Genomic DNA, 14,640 nt, shown 5'->3' on the forward strand with positions numbered 1-14,640 from the left:
CCCGCCGGGTCAGACCGCCGATTCTCCGGTCGCGGAGAAGATGACGCGGCGACCGATCTCGACCGCATGGTCGGCGAACCGCTCGTAGTAGCGGCCCAGGAGCGTGACGTCGACGGCGGGGGCCACGCCGTGTTTCCACTCCCTGTCCATCAACACCGAGAACAGGTGACGGTGGAGGTTGTCCATATCGTCGTCATCGTCCGCAAGCTGTTCTGCGCGGTGCGTATCCATGGAAAGGACGACCTGCTTGACGTTGCTTCCCATATCGACCGCGATGCGGCCCATTTCGGTGAAGTAGCCGTTGACTTCCTCCGGGAGCACCTTTTGCGGATGCCGTCGACGGGTGATTTTGGCGACGTGCAGGGCCAGCGCGGCCATCCGTTCGACATCGGCGATGTTCTTCAAGGCGCTGACCACCGCGCGCAGGTCACCGGCGACAGGTGCCTGCAACGCGAGAACGGTCAAGGCCTGCTCCTCGGTCTTCCTGGCCTGTTGCAGGATGGCCTCGTGGTCGGTGATCACCTGCTCGGCGAGCAGCAGATCGGCCTGCAGAAGGGCCTGGGTCGCGGATTCCATCGCCTTACCCGCAGCACCGCACATCTCGGCGATTCCGACGATCAGGTCGTCGAGCTGCTGATGGAATGCATTACGCACGCTATGAGTTTAGGCGCAAAGGGCCGGGTACAGGGTCTTCGCCTCGCCCGACGCCGACGCCATATGTCTGTCGGGACGCGTTCACTAATGCAATGATCTGACGATGTACGACCCCCGCGTGTCGGCCCGCGGTGAGCGATCGGCGTTGGTGTCGCCGGACTTGCACGTCGGTAGCTTCCGCTTCTGGTTCGTCGGGCAGTCATGGGAATGGTCCGACGAAGTCGCCCGCATGCATGGCTATCAGCCCGGCGAGGTCGTGCCCACGACCGAGTTGCTGCTTTCCCACAAGCATCCCGACGACCGTCAGCACGTCCAGGACGCGCTCGACCATGCCCTGCTCTCCCGAGGGTCGCTATCCAGCCGTCACCGTTTCATCGACACCGGTGGCCGGGTCCACACGGTCATCGTGCTCGCCGACCGGATGCTCGACGACGACGGCACAGTCGTGGGAACCGAGGGCTACTACGTCGACTTGACCGACACGTTCGACCAGACGCGCCGCCAAGTCCTGGACGTCTCACTTCCGGAACTGTTGGAGTCACGGGCGTCGATCGAGCGGGCCAAAGGCGCCCTCATGTTGGTCTACCGCATCGACGCCAACGCGGCGTTCGAGCTGTTGCTCTGGCGTTCGCAACACACCAACACCAAACTGCGCGCTCTGGCAACACAGATAGTCGCCGAGCTCGCTACCGTCGACTTCGAACCCGGCGATCTGCGGCGTTCATTCGATCACCTGCTGCTCACCGCGCACGAACGCATCGATCGCGACGGCGAGGCATGAGCGTGTGCGCTAGCAGCAAATTGGGTACCGAACATCCAACCATCGGCTAGCAACAGGTGCAGAGGCGTGGCGCTACTGGAAGTGAATCAGGATGTTCGCGACGCCGCTGTCGTGGTATCGGCAGCGGGCGAGGTCGATTCGGCGAGTTTCACCAACCTGGAGTTCCATCTCGACACCGCCCTGAAGAGGGCTCTCGATCACCCGGCCTTGCTACTGGTCATCGACCTTTCGGGTGTCACGCATTTCGGCAGCGCAGGGCTCAACGCCGTCCTCGAATGCCACGAGCAGGGACAGGCCCTGGGGGTCGCCGTCCGCGTAGCCGCTGCCAACTCAGAGGTGCTGCGTCCGATCCAGATCACCAAGCTCGACGCGATCCTGCGGGTCTATCCGAGTCTGCCCGCCGCACTCGATGGACATTGACATGAGCGGTACAGCCGGCGAGCGCGATGGCGTGGCCACCGTTTTCAGCGCGGACAAGGAAGTCGGCTTCGACCTCGCCCAGGTGGACTGGGAGGGCACCCCACTCGGTTCGCCGCATCAGTGGCCGCAGAGCCTGCAGACGGCGGTCGGCATCCTGCTGTCCACTCGTTTCTCGATGTGGATGGCGTGGGGGCCGGATCTGACGTTCTTCTGCAATGCCGCGTATCGACGCGACACGCTGGGCCGGAAGTACCCGTGGGCGTTGGGACGGGCGGCGCGCGAGGTGTGGGCAGAGATCTGGGACGACATCGGACCGCGAATCGACAGGGTCTTGTCCACCGGAGAAGCCACCTGGGACTCGGAGCTGTTGCTCTTCCTGGAGCGCTCCGGATATCAGGAGGAGACCTATCACACGTTCTCCTACAGTCCGCTTCGCGACGACGACAATCAGATCGTCGGCATGCTGTGCGTGGTCAGCGAGGACACGCAACAGGTGATCGGCGAGCGGCGGATGGCGACGCTGCGCGACCTTGGCTCCGATCCAAGCGTCGTGCGCAGCGAGGAAGAGTCGCTCGCTTTCGCCGATCGCCAGCTCGGACAAAATTTGCGCGACCTCCCGTTCACGCTGACGTACCTGCTCGATGACAGCGGTGACGCCCGGCTCACCGGCTCGAGCGGTATCGACCCTGGGCATCCTGCGGCTCCTTCGCTGATACCCGCAGGCGAGAATCGGCCGTGGCCGGTAGCCGAGGCTGCCCATGGCGACACGCTATCGGTAGTTCTGGACGGGTTTTTGAATCTGCCGACGGGGGATTGGCGCGACCCGCCCACCGAGGCACTTTTGGTGCCGTTGCTGCTGCAGCAGGGCGGCACTCCTCGCGGATTCCTGGTGGCTGCGCTGAACCGTTACCGCCCCTTGGACGATGCCTACCGCGACTTCGTGACGCTCGTTGCGGGGCACATCGCCTCCGGCATCGGCAGTGCGAGAAGCTTCCGGGACCAGCAACGCCGGGCGGAAGAGCTGGCCGAACTGGATCGTGCCAAGACGACGTTCTTCTCGAACATCAGCCACGAATTCCGCACACCCCTGACGTTGATCCTCGACCCCGTCGACCAGCTGCGGGGTCGTCCCGAACTCGACGAGCCGACCCGCCAGGAGCTGGATACCGTGTGGCGCAACGGGTTACGTCTGACCAAGCTGGTCAATTCGTTGCTGGATTTCTCGCGTTTCGAGGCCGGCCGCACCCAGGCCCACTTCGTGCCGGTCGACATTGCGACCGTCACCGCAGAGCTGGCGAGCGTGTTTCGGTCCGCCGTCGAACGGGCGGGGCTTGGTTTTGCCGTCGACTGCCCACCTCTTGACGATGTCGTCTACATCGATCGCGATATGTGGGAGAAGGTGATTCTCAACCTCCTCTCGAACGCGTTGAAGTTCACCTTCGAAGGCAGCATCGCCGTAGGCGTCCGCGGCGAGAACGGCGAAGCGGTGGTGACCGTGGCGGATACCGGCATCGGCGTAGCGGCCGCGGAGATACCCCGGCTGTTCGAGCGCTTCCACCGCATCGAAAATGTTCGCTCCCGATCCAACGAGGGCAGTGGTATCGGATTAGCCCTTGTCAAGGAGTTGGTCGAGCTCCACCGCGGCAGCATCGTGGCCGACAGCGCCGAAGGTGTGGGGACCACCTTCACCATTCGTATACCGTTCGGCACCGCGAATCTGCCCACCGCCCAGGTCGCGACGGCGGATGCCGGCCGGGCATCTTCGGCGACTGCCGACCCCTATGTGCAGGAGGCATTGCGCTGGATCCCCGCCGAGACTCGTCATAGGGCCGAGGAGTCCGGGAAACCCGGTGAGGACGCGTCGGGTACGGGCACTCGGAAGCCGATCCGCGCGCTGATCGCGGACGACAACGCCGATATGCGCGACTATCTTGTGCGCCTGCTCAGTAACGACGGCTACGAGGTCGACGCGGTCACCGACGGCCTGCAGGCCCTCGACGCAGCTCGTACCACCCTGCCGGACATCGTCGTGAGCGACGTGATGATGCCCCAGCTCGACGGGCTGGGGCTGGTGGCGGCTCTGCGTTCGGATCCACGGACCGTGGCGATACCGGTGCTGCTGTTGTCCGCACGCGCCGGGCAGGAGGCGTCGATCGGTGGTCTGCAGGCCGGCGCCGACGACTACCTCACCAAACCGTTTGCGGCCGCGGAACTGCTTGCACGGGTGCGTGCCAACGTCGGGCTGGCGCGGATGCGCAGTCAGCACGCCCGCTGGCGCACCGCGCTCGTCGACTCGCTGCAAGAAGCGTTCTTCGTCTGCGACGAACACGGGGCCGTCATCGAGATCAACGCGGCGTTCACCGACATCCTCGGCTTCGGCGTCGACGGCCTGCCATACGAACCCGCCCACCCGTGGTGGCCGTCGCCCGACACGGATCCCGACGCCCACAGGGAGATGGCGGAGGCGTTCGAAGCCCTCCGGGACGAAACGCAGGGCACGCTGACGGCCCCCGCCTCCCATCGCGACGGACACCGAGTATGGGTGTCCGCCGCCTTCAGCCACGTCGACGATCCCGACACCGGGCGTCGCGTCATGGTCGGCACTTTCCGCGACGTCACCGCCGAGCACTACACCGCGCAACGAGAATCTGCGCTGGCTGCGCTCAATCAGCAGCTCACACAAGCCGATTCGCTTGGCGACGCCGTACGCGCCGCGGCCCAGGAGTTTTGCGGCATTTGGTCGGCGCGCCGTGTGCTGGCAGTCACGTTCCCGGTCGACGAGACAGAGGCCGACCCATCGGGGGTCGTAGGCGTAGGCGAGCCCGCGACGTTCGAGCAGTTGGAGCCGCGCGTCCGCGACGTCATCCATGCGTTGCGGGGCGGTGACCTACTCGATTCGTCCGCAACGGAACTCGACATCGCCGGCATCGCGCTGCAGCATCCGGGTGGTGTCCTCGTGATGGTGGTCGAACTCCACGAGCGCCGGCCGTTCACATCGGAGGACCACACGCTGTTGACCGTCCTGGCCGGGCGCCTCGGACAGGGCCTGCAGCGGGTACACCAACTCGACCAGCAGCGCGAGACCGCATTGGCGTTGCAGCACGCGATCCTCGGTCCCGATGTGTCCGGTGGATTCGCGGTGCGATACCAGCCCGCCACCCGGCCCCTGCATGTCGGCGGGGACTGGTACGACGTCGTCGATCTGGACGACGGCCGTGTCGCCCTGATCGTCGGCGACTGCGTCGGGCACGGGCTGGCGGCCGCCACGGTAATGGGTCAGCTCCGAAGCGCATGTCGCGCACTGCTACTCGTACAATCCAGCCCGTCCGAAGCGCTGATGGCTCTCGACCGGTTCGCCGCCCGTCTGGAAGGTGCGCGGTGTACGACGGCGTTCTGCGCGGTGCTGGATCCGGACACCGGAGAAGTCGTGTATTCCAGTGCCGGTCACCCACCGCCGATTCTCGTCATGGCCGATCGCAGCACGCAGTTGCTCGACGGCGCCGCGGCGACTCCGCTCGGATTGCGGTACGACCACTCACGACCCGAGGCTCGCGCGACCATGCCCGCCCGCTCGACGCTGTTGTTGTACACCGACGGTTTGATCGAGCGCCGTCGTGAATCACTGGACTTGGGGATTCGCCGTGCCACCGATCTCGTCAAAGACAATCGGGACACCGCGCTCGAGGGCCTCGCCGATGAGATCATGTCGCGCCTGGCGCCCGGCGACGGCTACCAGGACGATGTCGCCGTTCTGCTGTACCGGCAGCCCGCGTCACTCGAAATCGACATCGCCCCGGAGGTGGGCGAGCTTGCATCGACTCGCGCTACGCTGCGCAGCTGGCTGATCCGTGCCGGCGTGGATGCCGAGCAGACGTTGGACGTGCTCATCGCGGTGGGCGAAGCGGTTGCCAATTCGATCGAGCACGGACACCGGGAGCAGCGCGATGGCACGGTCCGTCTGCGCGCGACGGCTTTGGCGGACCGATTGCACCTGACAGTGGTCGATACCGGGTCGTGGCGACCACCACAGGCCGACCCGAATTCATTCCGGGGTCGGGGCATCATGCTGATGCGCGCATTGATGCAGGATGTGACCATTGAGCCCAGTGACGCCGGCACGACGGTTCGCATGCACACGGGGATCGCCTGATGGCCACTCCACTTTCTGTCCGTACCAGTCTTGACGACGGCACCGCGGTGCTGAGTGTGGCCGGCGAAATCGATATGAGCAATGTCGGCGTGTTCACGACCGCGATCGCCGACGCGATGGTCCCGGCTTCGCACGACGGCGGTGTCTTGACGATCGACCTGACCCGCGTCGAGTACTTGGACAGCGCCGCCATTGGCGCGTTGTTCGAACAGGCCGATCGCATCCGCCTGATCGTCAACCCGATGCTGATGCCGGTCCTCAGGGTCAGTGGTCTCACCAACGTGACTGCGGTGGTAGCTCGATAGCAGCACTGCGTCGGTGATCAACGACCGAAGAGGGGCCGCAGAGGTCTGCGGCCCCTCCCGGTTACCCCCACCTATTCAGGGTTCTTGGCGTACCGCAGCAGGAAGGCTGCCGAGACGAATGCCGTGCCGAGGGCGAACACACTCCACAGCACCAGCGGGAAGACCAGCGAGATGGGGGACCAGCCGACGCTGGAGAAGGTCGCAGCGGTGTAGACCAACCAGAACACCCGATAGATGGACCACAGCGCGGCGATGCCGGCGCTGATACCGATGACGAGGCTGTACGTGCGGTCGACCTGGCTGATCTGTTCCTGGACGCGGGCGGGCACGATGTTCATTGCGGTTTCCTTTTAGGTCATGCGGCGCCGGTTGGCGTCGTCAGTGCGGCAAGTACACCGAGCGGGTACGGCTACCGATCCCAAGAAGTGCGGTCCGCCCGGGGCTGCGCCTGTGGAGTTGCTGTGAAAACCCTGTCAGACCTGCGGCTCAGCAATTGACAGGCGACAGTTTGACTGGCTACATATATGCGCAGTCATGTTTCAAGCGAAACGGAACGTGTAACGCGCGCGGCTTCTTGTAGGCCGGGGTCGAGGGGCCGGTAGTCCGACTGATGAGTTCTGTGTCCACGGAGCGATCGAAGATCGCGCACGCCATTCGCGTGCTCGCCGTGCCGATTGTGCTGGGCTGGATGGTCCTGACGGTCGTCACCAACGTCTTCGTGCCTTCGCTGGAGAAGGTAGGCGAGGCCCAAGCCGTGTCGATGAACGCACACGACGCGCCGGCCTTCATCGCGATGCAGCGCATCGGTGCAAACTTCCAGGAGTTCGACTCAGACAGCAATGCGATGGTCATCCTCGAAGGTGACAAGCCGCTGGGTGACGAGGCGCATCACTATTACGACGGGTTGATCAAGGCTTTCCGGGCCGACTCAGAACATGTAGAGCACGTCGCGGACTTCTGGAGCGATCCGCTGACGGCCGCGGGTGCACAGAGCAGCGACGGTAAGTCGGCCTACGTTCAGCTCTATCTGCGCGGAAACATGGGCGAGACGCGGGCCAACGAGTCCATCGCCGCCGTGCGCGAGACCATCGAGCTGACGCCCAGTCCGCCAGGTGTGAAGTCCTACGTCACCGGCGGGGCGGCGATGAATGCCGACCAGCGCGTCGCCGGGGACAAGGGTGCCGCCAAGGCCACGCTCGTGACCCTCGTCGTCATCTTCGTCATGCTGCTGGTCGTCTACCGCTCGATCGCCACCACGATCCTGATCCTGCTGATGGTGTTCATCGAACTCGGCGCCTCCCGCGGCATCGTCGCGTTTCTCGGAAACGCGGGCGTCATGGGGTTGTCGACCTTCGCGACAAGCCTGCTGACGCTCATCGTGATTGCCGCAGGCACCGACTACGCGATCTTCCTCATTGGCCGGTACCAAGAAGCGCGCGGCGACGGCGAAGACCGGGAAACCGCGTACTACACGATGTTTCGCGGGACCGCGCACGTGGTGCTCGGCTCGGGCCTCACCATCGCCGGCGCACTCCTCTGTCTCAAATTCACCCGTCTGCCGTGGTTCCAGACCATGGCGGTGCCCTGTGCGGTCGGCATCCTCGTCGCCGTTCTCGCCGCGCTGACACTGGGCCCTGCGGTGATCGTGATCGGCGGCCGTTTCGGGCTCTTCGAGCCCAAACGCGCAATCAACTCGCGCGGGTGGCGCCGAATCGGTGTGGTCGTCGTCCGGTGGCCCGGCCCGATTCTGGTGGCGACGTGTGCGCTTGCGCTGATCGGTCTGCTCGCCCTGCCGGGCTACAAGACCGACTACGACGGACGCCACTTCATGCCCGAGGACACGCCGGCCAACATCGGATATGCGGTCGCTGACCGGCATTTCGACAGCGCCAGGATGAACCCCGAGCTGATGATGGTGGAAAGCGATCACGACCTGCGGAACTCGGCGGACTTCCTGGTGATCGACAAGATCGCCAAGGCGCTCTTCCGGGTGCCGGGAATCGCGCGGGTGCAGACCATCACCCGTCCCGACGGAAAACCGATAGAGCACACCACGATCCCGTTCCTGCTCGGCATGCAGGGCACGACAAACCAGCTGAACCAGAAGTACAACCAGGACCGTATGGCCGACATGCTGGTTCAGGCCGATGAGATGCAGACGACCATCGACACGCTCACAAAGATGTCGGCACTCACCGAGCAAATGGCCGCCGTCACCCACAGCATGGTCGCCAAGACCAGGGACATGACCGTCGACATTGCCGAATTGCGGGACAACATCGCCAATTTCGACGATTTCTTCCGGCCGATGCGAAACTACCTGTACTGGGAACCGCACTGCTACAACATCCCGGTCTGCTGGTCGATCCGGTCCGTGTTCGACACCCTCGACGGCGTCGACATCATGACGGCCGACATCCAGCAGCTGTTGCCCGATTTAGAACATCTCGACACGCTGATGCCGCAGCTGGTCGCGCTGATGCCCGCGCAGATTCAGACGATGAAGACGATGAAGGCGATGATGCTCACCATGTATGCCACCCAGAAGGGCATGCAGGATCAGATGGCTGCGCAGCAAGAGAATTCGTCTGCGATGGGCGACGCATTCGACGACTCCATGAACGACGACTCGTTCTACCTTCCGCCGGAGGTGTTCGAGAACGAGGACTTCAAACGCGGCATCAAGAACTTCATCTCACCTGACGGCAAGTCGGTGCGCTTCATCATCGAGCACGACGGCGATCCGGCCACCCCCGAGGGCATTGAGCGCATCGATGCGCTCAAGCAGGCGGCCAAGGAAGCCATCAAGGGCACACCGCTGGAAGGCTCGACGATCTTCCTCGGCGGCACCGCGGCGACCTACAAGGACATGCGGGACGGGTCCAACTACGATCTGCTGATCGCCGGGCTGTCGGCTGCGGCACTAATTTTCATCATCATGCTGCTCATCACTCGCAGCGTGGTGGCGTCTGCGGTGATCGTGGGCACCGTTCTGCTCTCGCTGGGAACGTCTTTCGGGCTTTCGGTGCTCGTCTGGCAGTACCTGCTCGGCATCCGATTGCACTGGATCGTTCTGGTGATGTCTGTAATCCTCTTGCTCGCAGTCGGTTCCGACTACAACCTGTTGCTCGTCTCCCGGTTCAAGGAAGAACTGCACCACGGACTGAAGACGGCGATCATCCGGGCCATGGCCGGATCGGGTTCGGTGGTGACGTCGGCCGGGCTGGTGTTCGCCGCGACGATGGCGTCGTTCGTGTTCGGCGACCTACTGTCCATCGCGCAGGTCGGCAGCACCATTGCGCTGGGTCTGCTTTTCGACACGCTGATCGTGCGGTCTTTCATGACACCGTCGATAGCGGCGCTGATGGGGCGGTGGTTCTGGTGGCCCCAGGTTCCGCAGACGCCCGCGTCGAAGCGCCGGATGCAGAAGGTCTTCGGCGACCGCGACGCCGCCGTGCGGTCCTGACCGGCGCTCCTACCGCGCGGCGTGCCGGCCGAGGAACTCCACGACGGCATCCGCGAAAAGGTCGTTGCGATCGCCCGCGACCATATGGCCGGCGCCGCCGACGTCGACGAAATCGACCTCGGGAAACCTGGCGATGAACGCGTCGGCCCGTTCCCGGGTGACGAGGTCGCTCATCTGCCCTCGCACCAGCAGCATGGGCACACCCGCGTCGACAATCGTTTGGACAGCGGCGTGCATCCGGTCGACCTCGGTCACCTCGGTGGGCGGCAGCGCCGAGGTGCCGTCGATGAATTTCGGATCCCAGTGCCAGTACCAACGGCCGTCGCGGTGGCGCAGGTTCGCCCGCAGCCCGTCCAGGTCTGTCGGCCGCGGACGATGCGGGTTGTACTCCTGGATCATGTCGGCGACTTCGTCCAGCGAATCGAATCCAGACTGCATCCGATCGAACATGAAGTTGTGGATCCGCGATGCGCCTGACTGGTCCATATCGGGCACGATGTCGACGAGCACGACCGCGCGTGCCGTCCCCGGCGCGAGTTCACCCTCGAGAAGCATCGACGTGAAGCCCCCGAGCGACGCGCCCACCAACACCGGCTTCGGCGGAAGATCGCGCAGCACTTCGAGCACGTCGCGCGCGAAGGAGGCGACGCGGTAGTCCCCGTCGCTGGACCAGTCGGACTCGCCATGGCCGCGGAAGTCGAGGGTCACCGCCTGCCATCCACGCTCGGCTACGGCGCCTGCGGCGCGGCCCCAGGACCGGCGGGTCTGCCCGCCACCGTGCAGGAACACCACCGCTGGGGCAAGGGGATCGCCGATGCGATCGCCGACGATGCGAACGCCGCCGTCGCCGGCCGTGGTGAACGCCTCGGGTGCCGAAGTCACCCTGTTTTCCTAACGTGGATCAGCCCGATCCGCGTCGACATCGGCGAAACCCGTCACTCGAGGTAGCCGTTGGTGCCGAACTTGTGGTCGCCGATGCGGCACGTGACCGCACCCTGATACGTCGCACCGCAGACGGCAGGCCCGCTCTCGAGCCGCTCACCTGCAGGCAGGGCGTCGACGTCGCGGGTGAACGTCGGTGTGTCCGAGTGGACGTAGCGGGCGCCGGTCGAGTCGACGATGGTCTGGTTGGTTCCCTCCGGCGCACTGTCCGGAACGAAATCGCAGCCGGCCAGGGTGCCGCCAGGCGCGATTCCGCAGAAGTAGGAGTAGACACCCTCCTTTTCCGTCGGAGTCCGGAAGTAGATCCAGCCAGAATCGGATGGCGTCGTGAACCGCCCCCGGGCCAGTGGCCACTGGTCGAGTCCATCGGCCGGTGGGGGGATGTCGGCCAACGGTGCGCCAGTCGCAATGGCGAGCACATGGGTAAAGGCCTGCCGCGCGGCCAGCGCGCCGTAATTACTCGACGGCGGTCCCGGGGGCGCCTTGACGTAACCGATGACAACCGTCGGGCCGGCGCCGTACGCGTAGCCCGCGGGCCCGCCGGGCAGGTTGATGTACCGCACCACCTTTCCGTCGAGGGTGACGGTTCCGCCGTCGGCCTCGGGGCCCAGCCGTGAGAACAACCCGTCGACATAGGCTTCACCACCGCCGTTCTTTTCGGTGGCGACGAGAACATCGAGCACGACCAGGTCCGGCGCAATGCTGGTAGCGGTGACCTGGCCGGCGGTGAGCGTAGAGAACTGAGCCAGAGGTTTCGGGTCGGCGAAGCCGGGACCGACCTCGGCGGGGCAGATGGGGACGACGCTCAGGTCGTTCGGGAGGGCTTCGAATGCGGCTGAGAAGGCCGCGGCGAACGCGGCTGTTCGTTCACCGCAGGTCTGGCCTGCGGCGGGGGAGGCCGACCACAGCGAAACCAGGGTGCTGCCAGCTACCAGGGTGGTGACCACCCTGCGCAATTGCGTCCGATGCCTGCTCTCGGTCGTGTTCGGGCCCGTTGTCATCGTCGCAGCGTTGCACACCTCTCATTGCCGAGCCGTGGAGTTTCTGGAGCTCTGACGCACCCGTTAAGAAACCTCCAAGGCGATCGCCACAGAGTCCTCCCAACACAGTGAGGAGGAAACGATGACTGCAATCCGGGAAATGGCCCCGATCGACACGACGGGCCTGCGCGTGCTGACCTTGCATGGAAACCGTGTGGCGTACCTGGATGAAGGCGCCGGAGACGTGCTGTTGCTGATCCACGGCATCGGCGGCAGTTCGGACTGCTGGCGCAACGTCGTGCACAAGCTCGCCGAGCGGCATCGTGTCATCGCCGTCGATCTCCTCGGTCACGGCCAGTCCGACAAGCCGCGAGGGGACTACTCGCTGGGTGCCTTCGCGGTGTGGCTGCGTGACTTCCTCGATGCCCTGCACATCCGTGAGGTCACCGTCGTGGGACATTCGTTCGGCGGTGGCGTGGCCCTGCAGTTCGCTCATCAGCACAAGGAGTACTGCCGCCGGCTGGTGTTGATCAGCAGTGGCGGGCTGGGCCCCGACCTGGGCCGGCTGCTGCGCATGCTGTCGCTACCCGGCGCCGAGATCGCGTTGCACCTGCTCGCGTCGCGGCCGGCGGTCGAGGTCGGCAAGGCGCTTCGCAAGCGCGCGTTCTCCTCAGGCCGCGATGTCACCAGATACAGCGAGACGTTGAAGGGTCAGGCCGCGCTGTCGGACCGAGATAGCCGCGCGGCGTTTCTCCGCACGCTGCGCTCTGTCGTCGATCACCGCGGCCAGGCGGTCTGCGCATTGGATCGGCTGCGGGCAGACCTGCCGACGCTGATCATTTTCGGTGACGAGGACCGTTGCATCCCTGTCGCGCATGCACATTCGGTACATGAGGCGATTCCAGGCAGCGAGCTGCACGTCATTCCCGGTGTAGGCCATCAGCCTCAGGTGCAATGCCCCGACCTCGTGGCTCGCCTCGTCGGTGACTTCGCCGACCGGACGAAGGCGACTCCGGCGTCGGTGCGCGCAGCGCGACGCACTCTGCACGCAGTTCCGGCTTGACACAGAGCCTTTAAGAACTCTCCAAGCCCCCACCGGCACATTGCTATCTAACAGTTCACAGCCCAACGATCCGAAGGAGTGGAAATGGCCGTCGAGTCAGTGCACGTAAACGCGGTTTACCCCCATTCCGACACCCGCTACGAGTGGGTGGAGGCGACCGTCGACTTCGCCGTCGACCCCGAGTTGTTCGCGAACGAGCGCATTGCCGATCTCGACCTCGCTCCCCGCGACGCCGACGGGATGGTGCGCTTCGACGCTGACCTGAAACTTCTGCGCCCCGTCGACGGTGGCAACGGCAAGCTTCTTTTCGTCGTACCCAACCGCGGCGTACCCACCCTTGCGCCGTGGCTGAAGAACGGCTTCCTACTGGATCGCGGCTACACCATCGCGTCCTGCGGCTGGCAGTGGGACACCCAGCGCGGGTCCGGCATCCTCGGAATATCCGCTCCGCAGGCTGACGTGCCGCCGGGATTCATGCGTCTGGAATGGCGATCCGACAGTGCCAGCGTGGATCATCCACTCAGCTTCACCGTGCCCGAGATCGACGCGCTGCCCGCTGGCGCCGAGGCGATGTTCACGTTCACCGACTATCCGACGGTCGATGTCGAGGACCCCGACGCCGTTCTGAGTGTTCGCACCTCGCCGGATGCCGAGCCGACCATCATCCCAAGGGAGAGTTGGCGATTCACCGATGAGACGCATCTGACGCTCGATGGTGGTTTCAAGTCGTTCCACTGGTACGAGTTGGTGTACCGGACGTCGCGGGCGCCGGTAGCCGGCGCTGGCCTGCTGGCCATCCGCGACGTCGTGTCGCACCTGCGGGGCGACGGCTTGATTGCCGGCATCGAGCACGCGTTCGCATACGGTGTATCACAGGCTGGCCGGCTCCTTCGTCAGTTCATTTCGGACGGGCTGAATGTCGATGAGGCGGGCATGATCGTCTTCGACGGCGTATTCAGCGAGTCCGCGAGCGCGGCAACGGGAGAGTTCAACCACCGGTACGCGCAGCCGTCCGTGGCTCAGGTCAATGGCTTCGGGAACCTGGCACCATTCGGGGCTAGCGAATTGCTGGCGCGTCAGCGCGAATTGGGCGGGGTGCCGAAGACGATCTTCACCAACAGTGCAACCGAATACTGGACCAGCGGAGGCGCGCTGCTGCACGTCGACCCGGTCACCGGCGTGGATCTGCCCGAGGATCCCGATGTCCGCACCTACCTGCTGGCCAGCACCGACCATTTCGGCAGCAGCAAGCTCAAGGAGGCGCTGCCGGTCGCCAATCCGGTGCATCGCCTGGATGTCACGCCGGTAAACCGGGCGCTGCTCGTCGCGCTGGAGGACTGGGTCTGCGAGGGTGTCGAGCCTCCGCGCAGCAAGGTGCCGCGGACCAGCGACGGCACTGCGGTCGCGCGCAAGGAGGTCCTGTCGGTATTCAGCCACACCACCGGCCCGGACCCGTCGGCGCTACCGCACGCGCGGTACATCGACCTCGGCCCCGATGCCGATCGCGGGATCGGTCGCTGGCCGGTCAAGCTGGGCGAGCCGTACGTCGACCTGGTGTCGGCGGTCGACGCGGACGGCAACGAGGTCGCGGGCATCCGCCTGCCTGCCGTCGCCGCACCGCTCGCCTCCTACACGGGCTGGAATCCCCGTCGTCACATCGACGAGTTGCCCGATGTGCTCTACGAGCGGGTGGGCAGCAAGTTGGCGTTCCCCCCGGGCCGGCCGTCGGTCACCGAACGGTATCCGTCCCGCGAGGACTACGTCGCCGCGGCCCGCACCGCTGCGGAATCGCTTGTTGCCGAGCGGTTCCTGCTCGCGGACGAGGTCGAGGCCATCGTCCAGAAAGCCGCAGCCGACTACTGACGGGCTTCATACACGC

At 65.0% G+C, this 14,640-nt stretch carries 11 protein-coding genes; 7 read left to right on the forward strand and 4 right to left on the reverse strand.

Annotation, left to right across the window (positions count from 1 at the left end):
• Window positions 1-9: 9 nt before the first annotated feature.
• Window positions 10-654 carry a phosphate signaling complex protein PhoU gene (gene phoU, locus BST47_RS18160; RefSeq protein WP_083126984.1) on the reverse strand — a complete coding sequence of 215 codons (645 nt, stop codon included), beginning with the start codon at window positions 652-654 and terminating at the stop codon, window positions 10-12.
• A 103-nt stretch (window positions 655-757) separates the two neighbouring features.
• On the opposite strand from phoU, the gene BST47_RS18165 reads away from it, so the two are divergent.
• The 4 genes from BST47_RS18165 to BST47_RS18180 all read left to right on the forward strand — a co-directional run bounded on the left by BST47_RS18165 (window position 758) and on the right by BST47_RS18180 (window position 6,310).
• Window positions 758-1,435, forward strand: a complete 678-nt coding sequence (locus BST47_RS18165; RefSeq protein ID WP_083126986.1) for a PAS and ANTAR domain-containing protein — start codon at window positions 758-760, stop codon at window positions 1,433-1,435.
• Window positions 1,436-1,501: 66 nt separating this feature from the next.
• Window positions 1,502-1,855, forward strand: coding sequence for an STAS domain-containing protein (locus tag BST47_RS18170; protein WP_083126988.1), 354 nt, complete (start codon window positions 1,502-1,504; stop codon window positions 1,853-1,855).
• A 1-nt stretch (window position 1,856) separates the two neighbouring features.
• The gene (locus BST47_RS18175; protein ID WP_234809762.1) at window positions 1,857-6,005 is read left to right on the forward strand and encodes a SpoIIE family protein phosphatase; all 4,149 of its coding nucleotides are present in this window, start codon (window positions 1,857-1,859) and stop codon (window positions 6,003-6,005) included.
• Window positions 6,005-6,310 carry an STAS domain-containing protein gene (locus BST47_RS18180; RefSeq protein ID WP_083126992.1) on the forward strand — a complete coding sequence of 102 codons (306 nt, stop codon included), beginning with the start codon at window positions 6,005-6,007 and terminating at the stop codon, window positions 6,308-6,310. Before BST47_RS18175 ends, BST47_RS18180 begins: the two co-directional genes overlap by 1 nt.
• Window positions 6,311-6,381: 71 nt before the next feature.
• Here the strand turns inward: BST47_RS18180 and BST47_RS18185 are convergent, their stop codons facing one another.
• Window positions 6,382-6,648: a hypothetical protein gene (locus BST47_RS18185; RefSeq protein WP_083126993.1), complete on the reverse strand. Its 267-nt coding sequence runs from the start codon at window positions 6,646-6,648 to the stop codon at window positions 6,382-6,384.
• A 272-nt stretch (window positions 6,649-6,920) separates the two neighbouring features.
• On the opposite strand from BST47_RS18185, the gene BST47_RS18190 reads away from it, so the two are divergent.
• Window positions 6,921-9,776, forward strand: a complete 2,856-nt coding sequence (locus BST47_RS18190; RefSeq protein ID WP_083126995.1) for an MMPL/RND family transporter — start codon at window positions 6,921-6,923, stop codon at window positions 9,774-9,776.
• Between the two features lie 9 nt (window positions 9,777-9,785).
• Here the strand turns inward: BST47_RS18190 and BST47_RS18195 are convergent, their stop codons facing one another.
• Both BST47_RS18195 and BST47_RS30320 read right to left on the reverse strand, forming a co-directional pair.
• The gene (locus tag BST47_RS18195) at window positions 9,786-10,658 is read right to left on the reverse strand and encodes an alpha/beta fold hydrolase (RefSeq protein WP_083126996.1); all 873 of its coding nucleotides are present in this window, start codon (window positions 10,656-10,658) and stop codon (window positions 9,786-9,788) included.
• Window positions 10,659-10,711: 53 nt separating this feature from the next.
• A complete protein-coding gene (locus BST47_RS30320) occupies window positions 10,712-11,719 on the reverse strand; it encodes a hypothetical protein (protein WP_133056227.1) in 1,008 nt (335 codons plus the stop codon).
• Window positions 11,720-11,840: 121 nt separating this feature from the next.
• Here BST47_RS30320 and BST47_RS18205 point away from each other — a divergent pair, with 121 nt between their 5' ends.
• Window positions 11,841-12,761, forward strand: a complete 921-nt coding sequence (locus tag BST47_RS18205) for an alpha/beta fold hydrolase (RefSeq protein WP_083126998.1) — start codon at window positions 11,841-11,843, stop codon at window positions 12,759-12,761.
• A gap of 84 nt (window positions 12,762-12,845) precedes the next feature.
• Window positions 12,846-14,624, forward strand: a complete 1,779-nt coding sequence (locus tag BST47_RS18210; RefSeq protein WP_083127101.1) for an alpha/beta hydrolase domain-containing protein — start codon at window positions 12,846-12,848, stop codon at window positions 14,622-14,624.
• The last annotated feature ends 16 nt before the right edge of the window (window positions 14,625-14,640 follow it).

The sequence above is a fragment of the Mycolicibacterium tusciae genome (assembly GCF_002086795.1).
Taxonomy (GTDB): Bacteria; Actinomycetota; Actinomycetes; order Mycobacteriales; family Mycobacteriaceae; genus Mycobacterium; species Mycobacterium tusciae.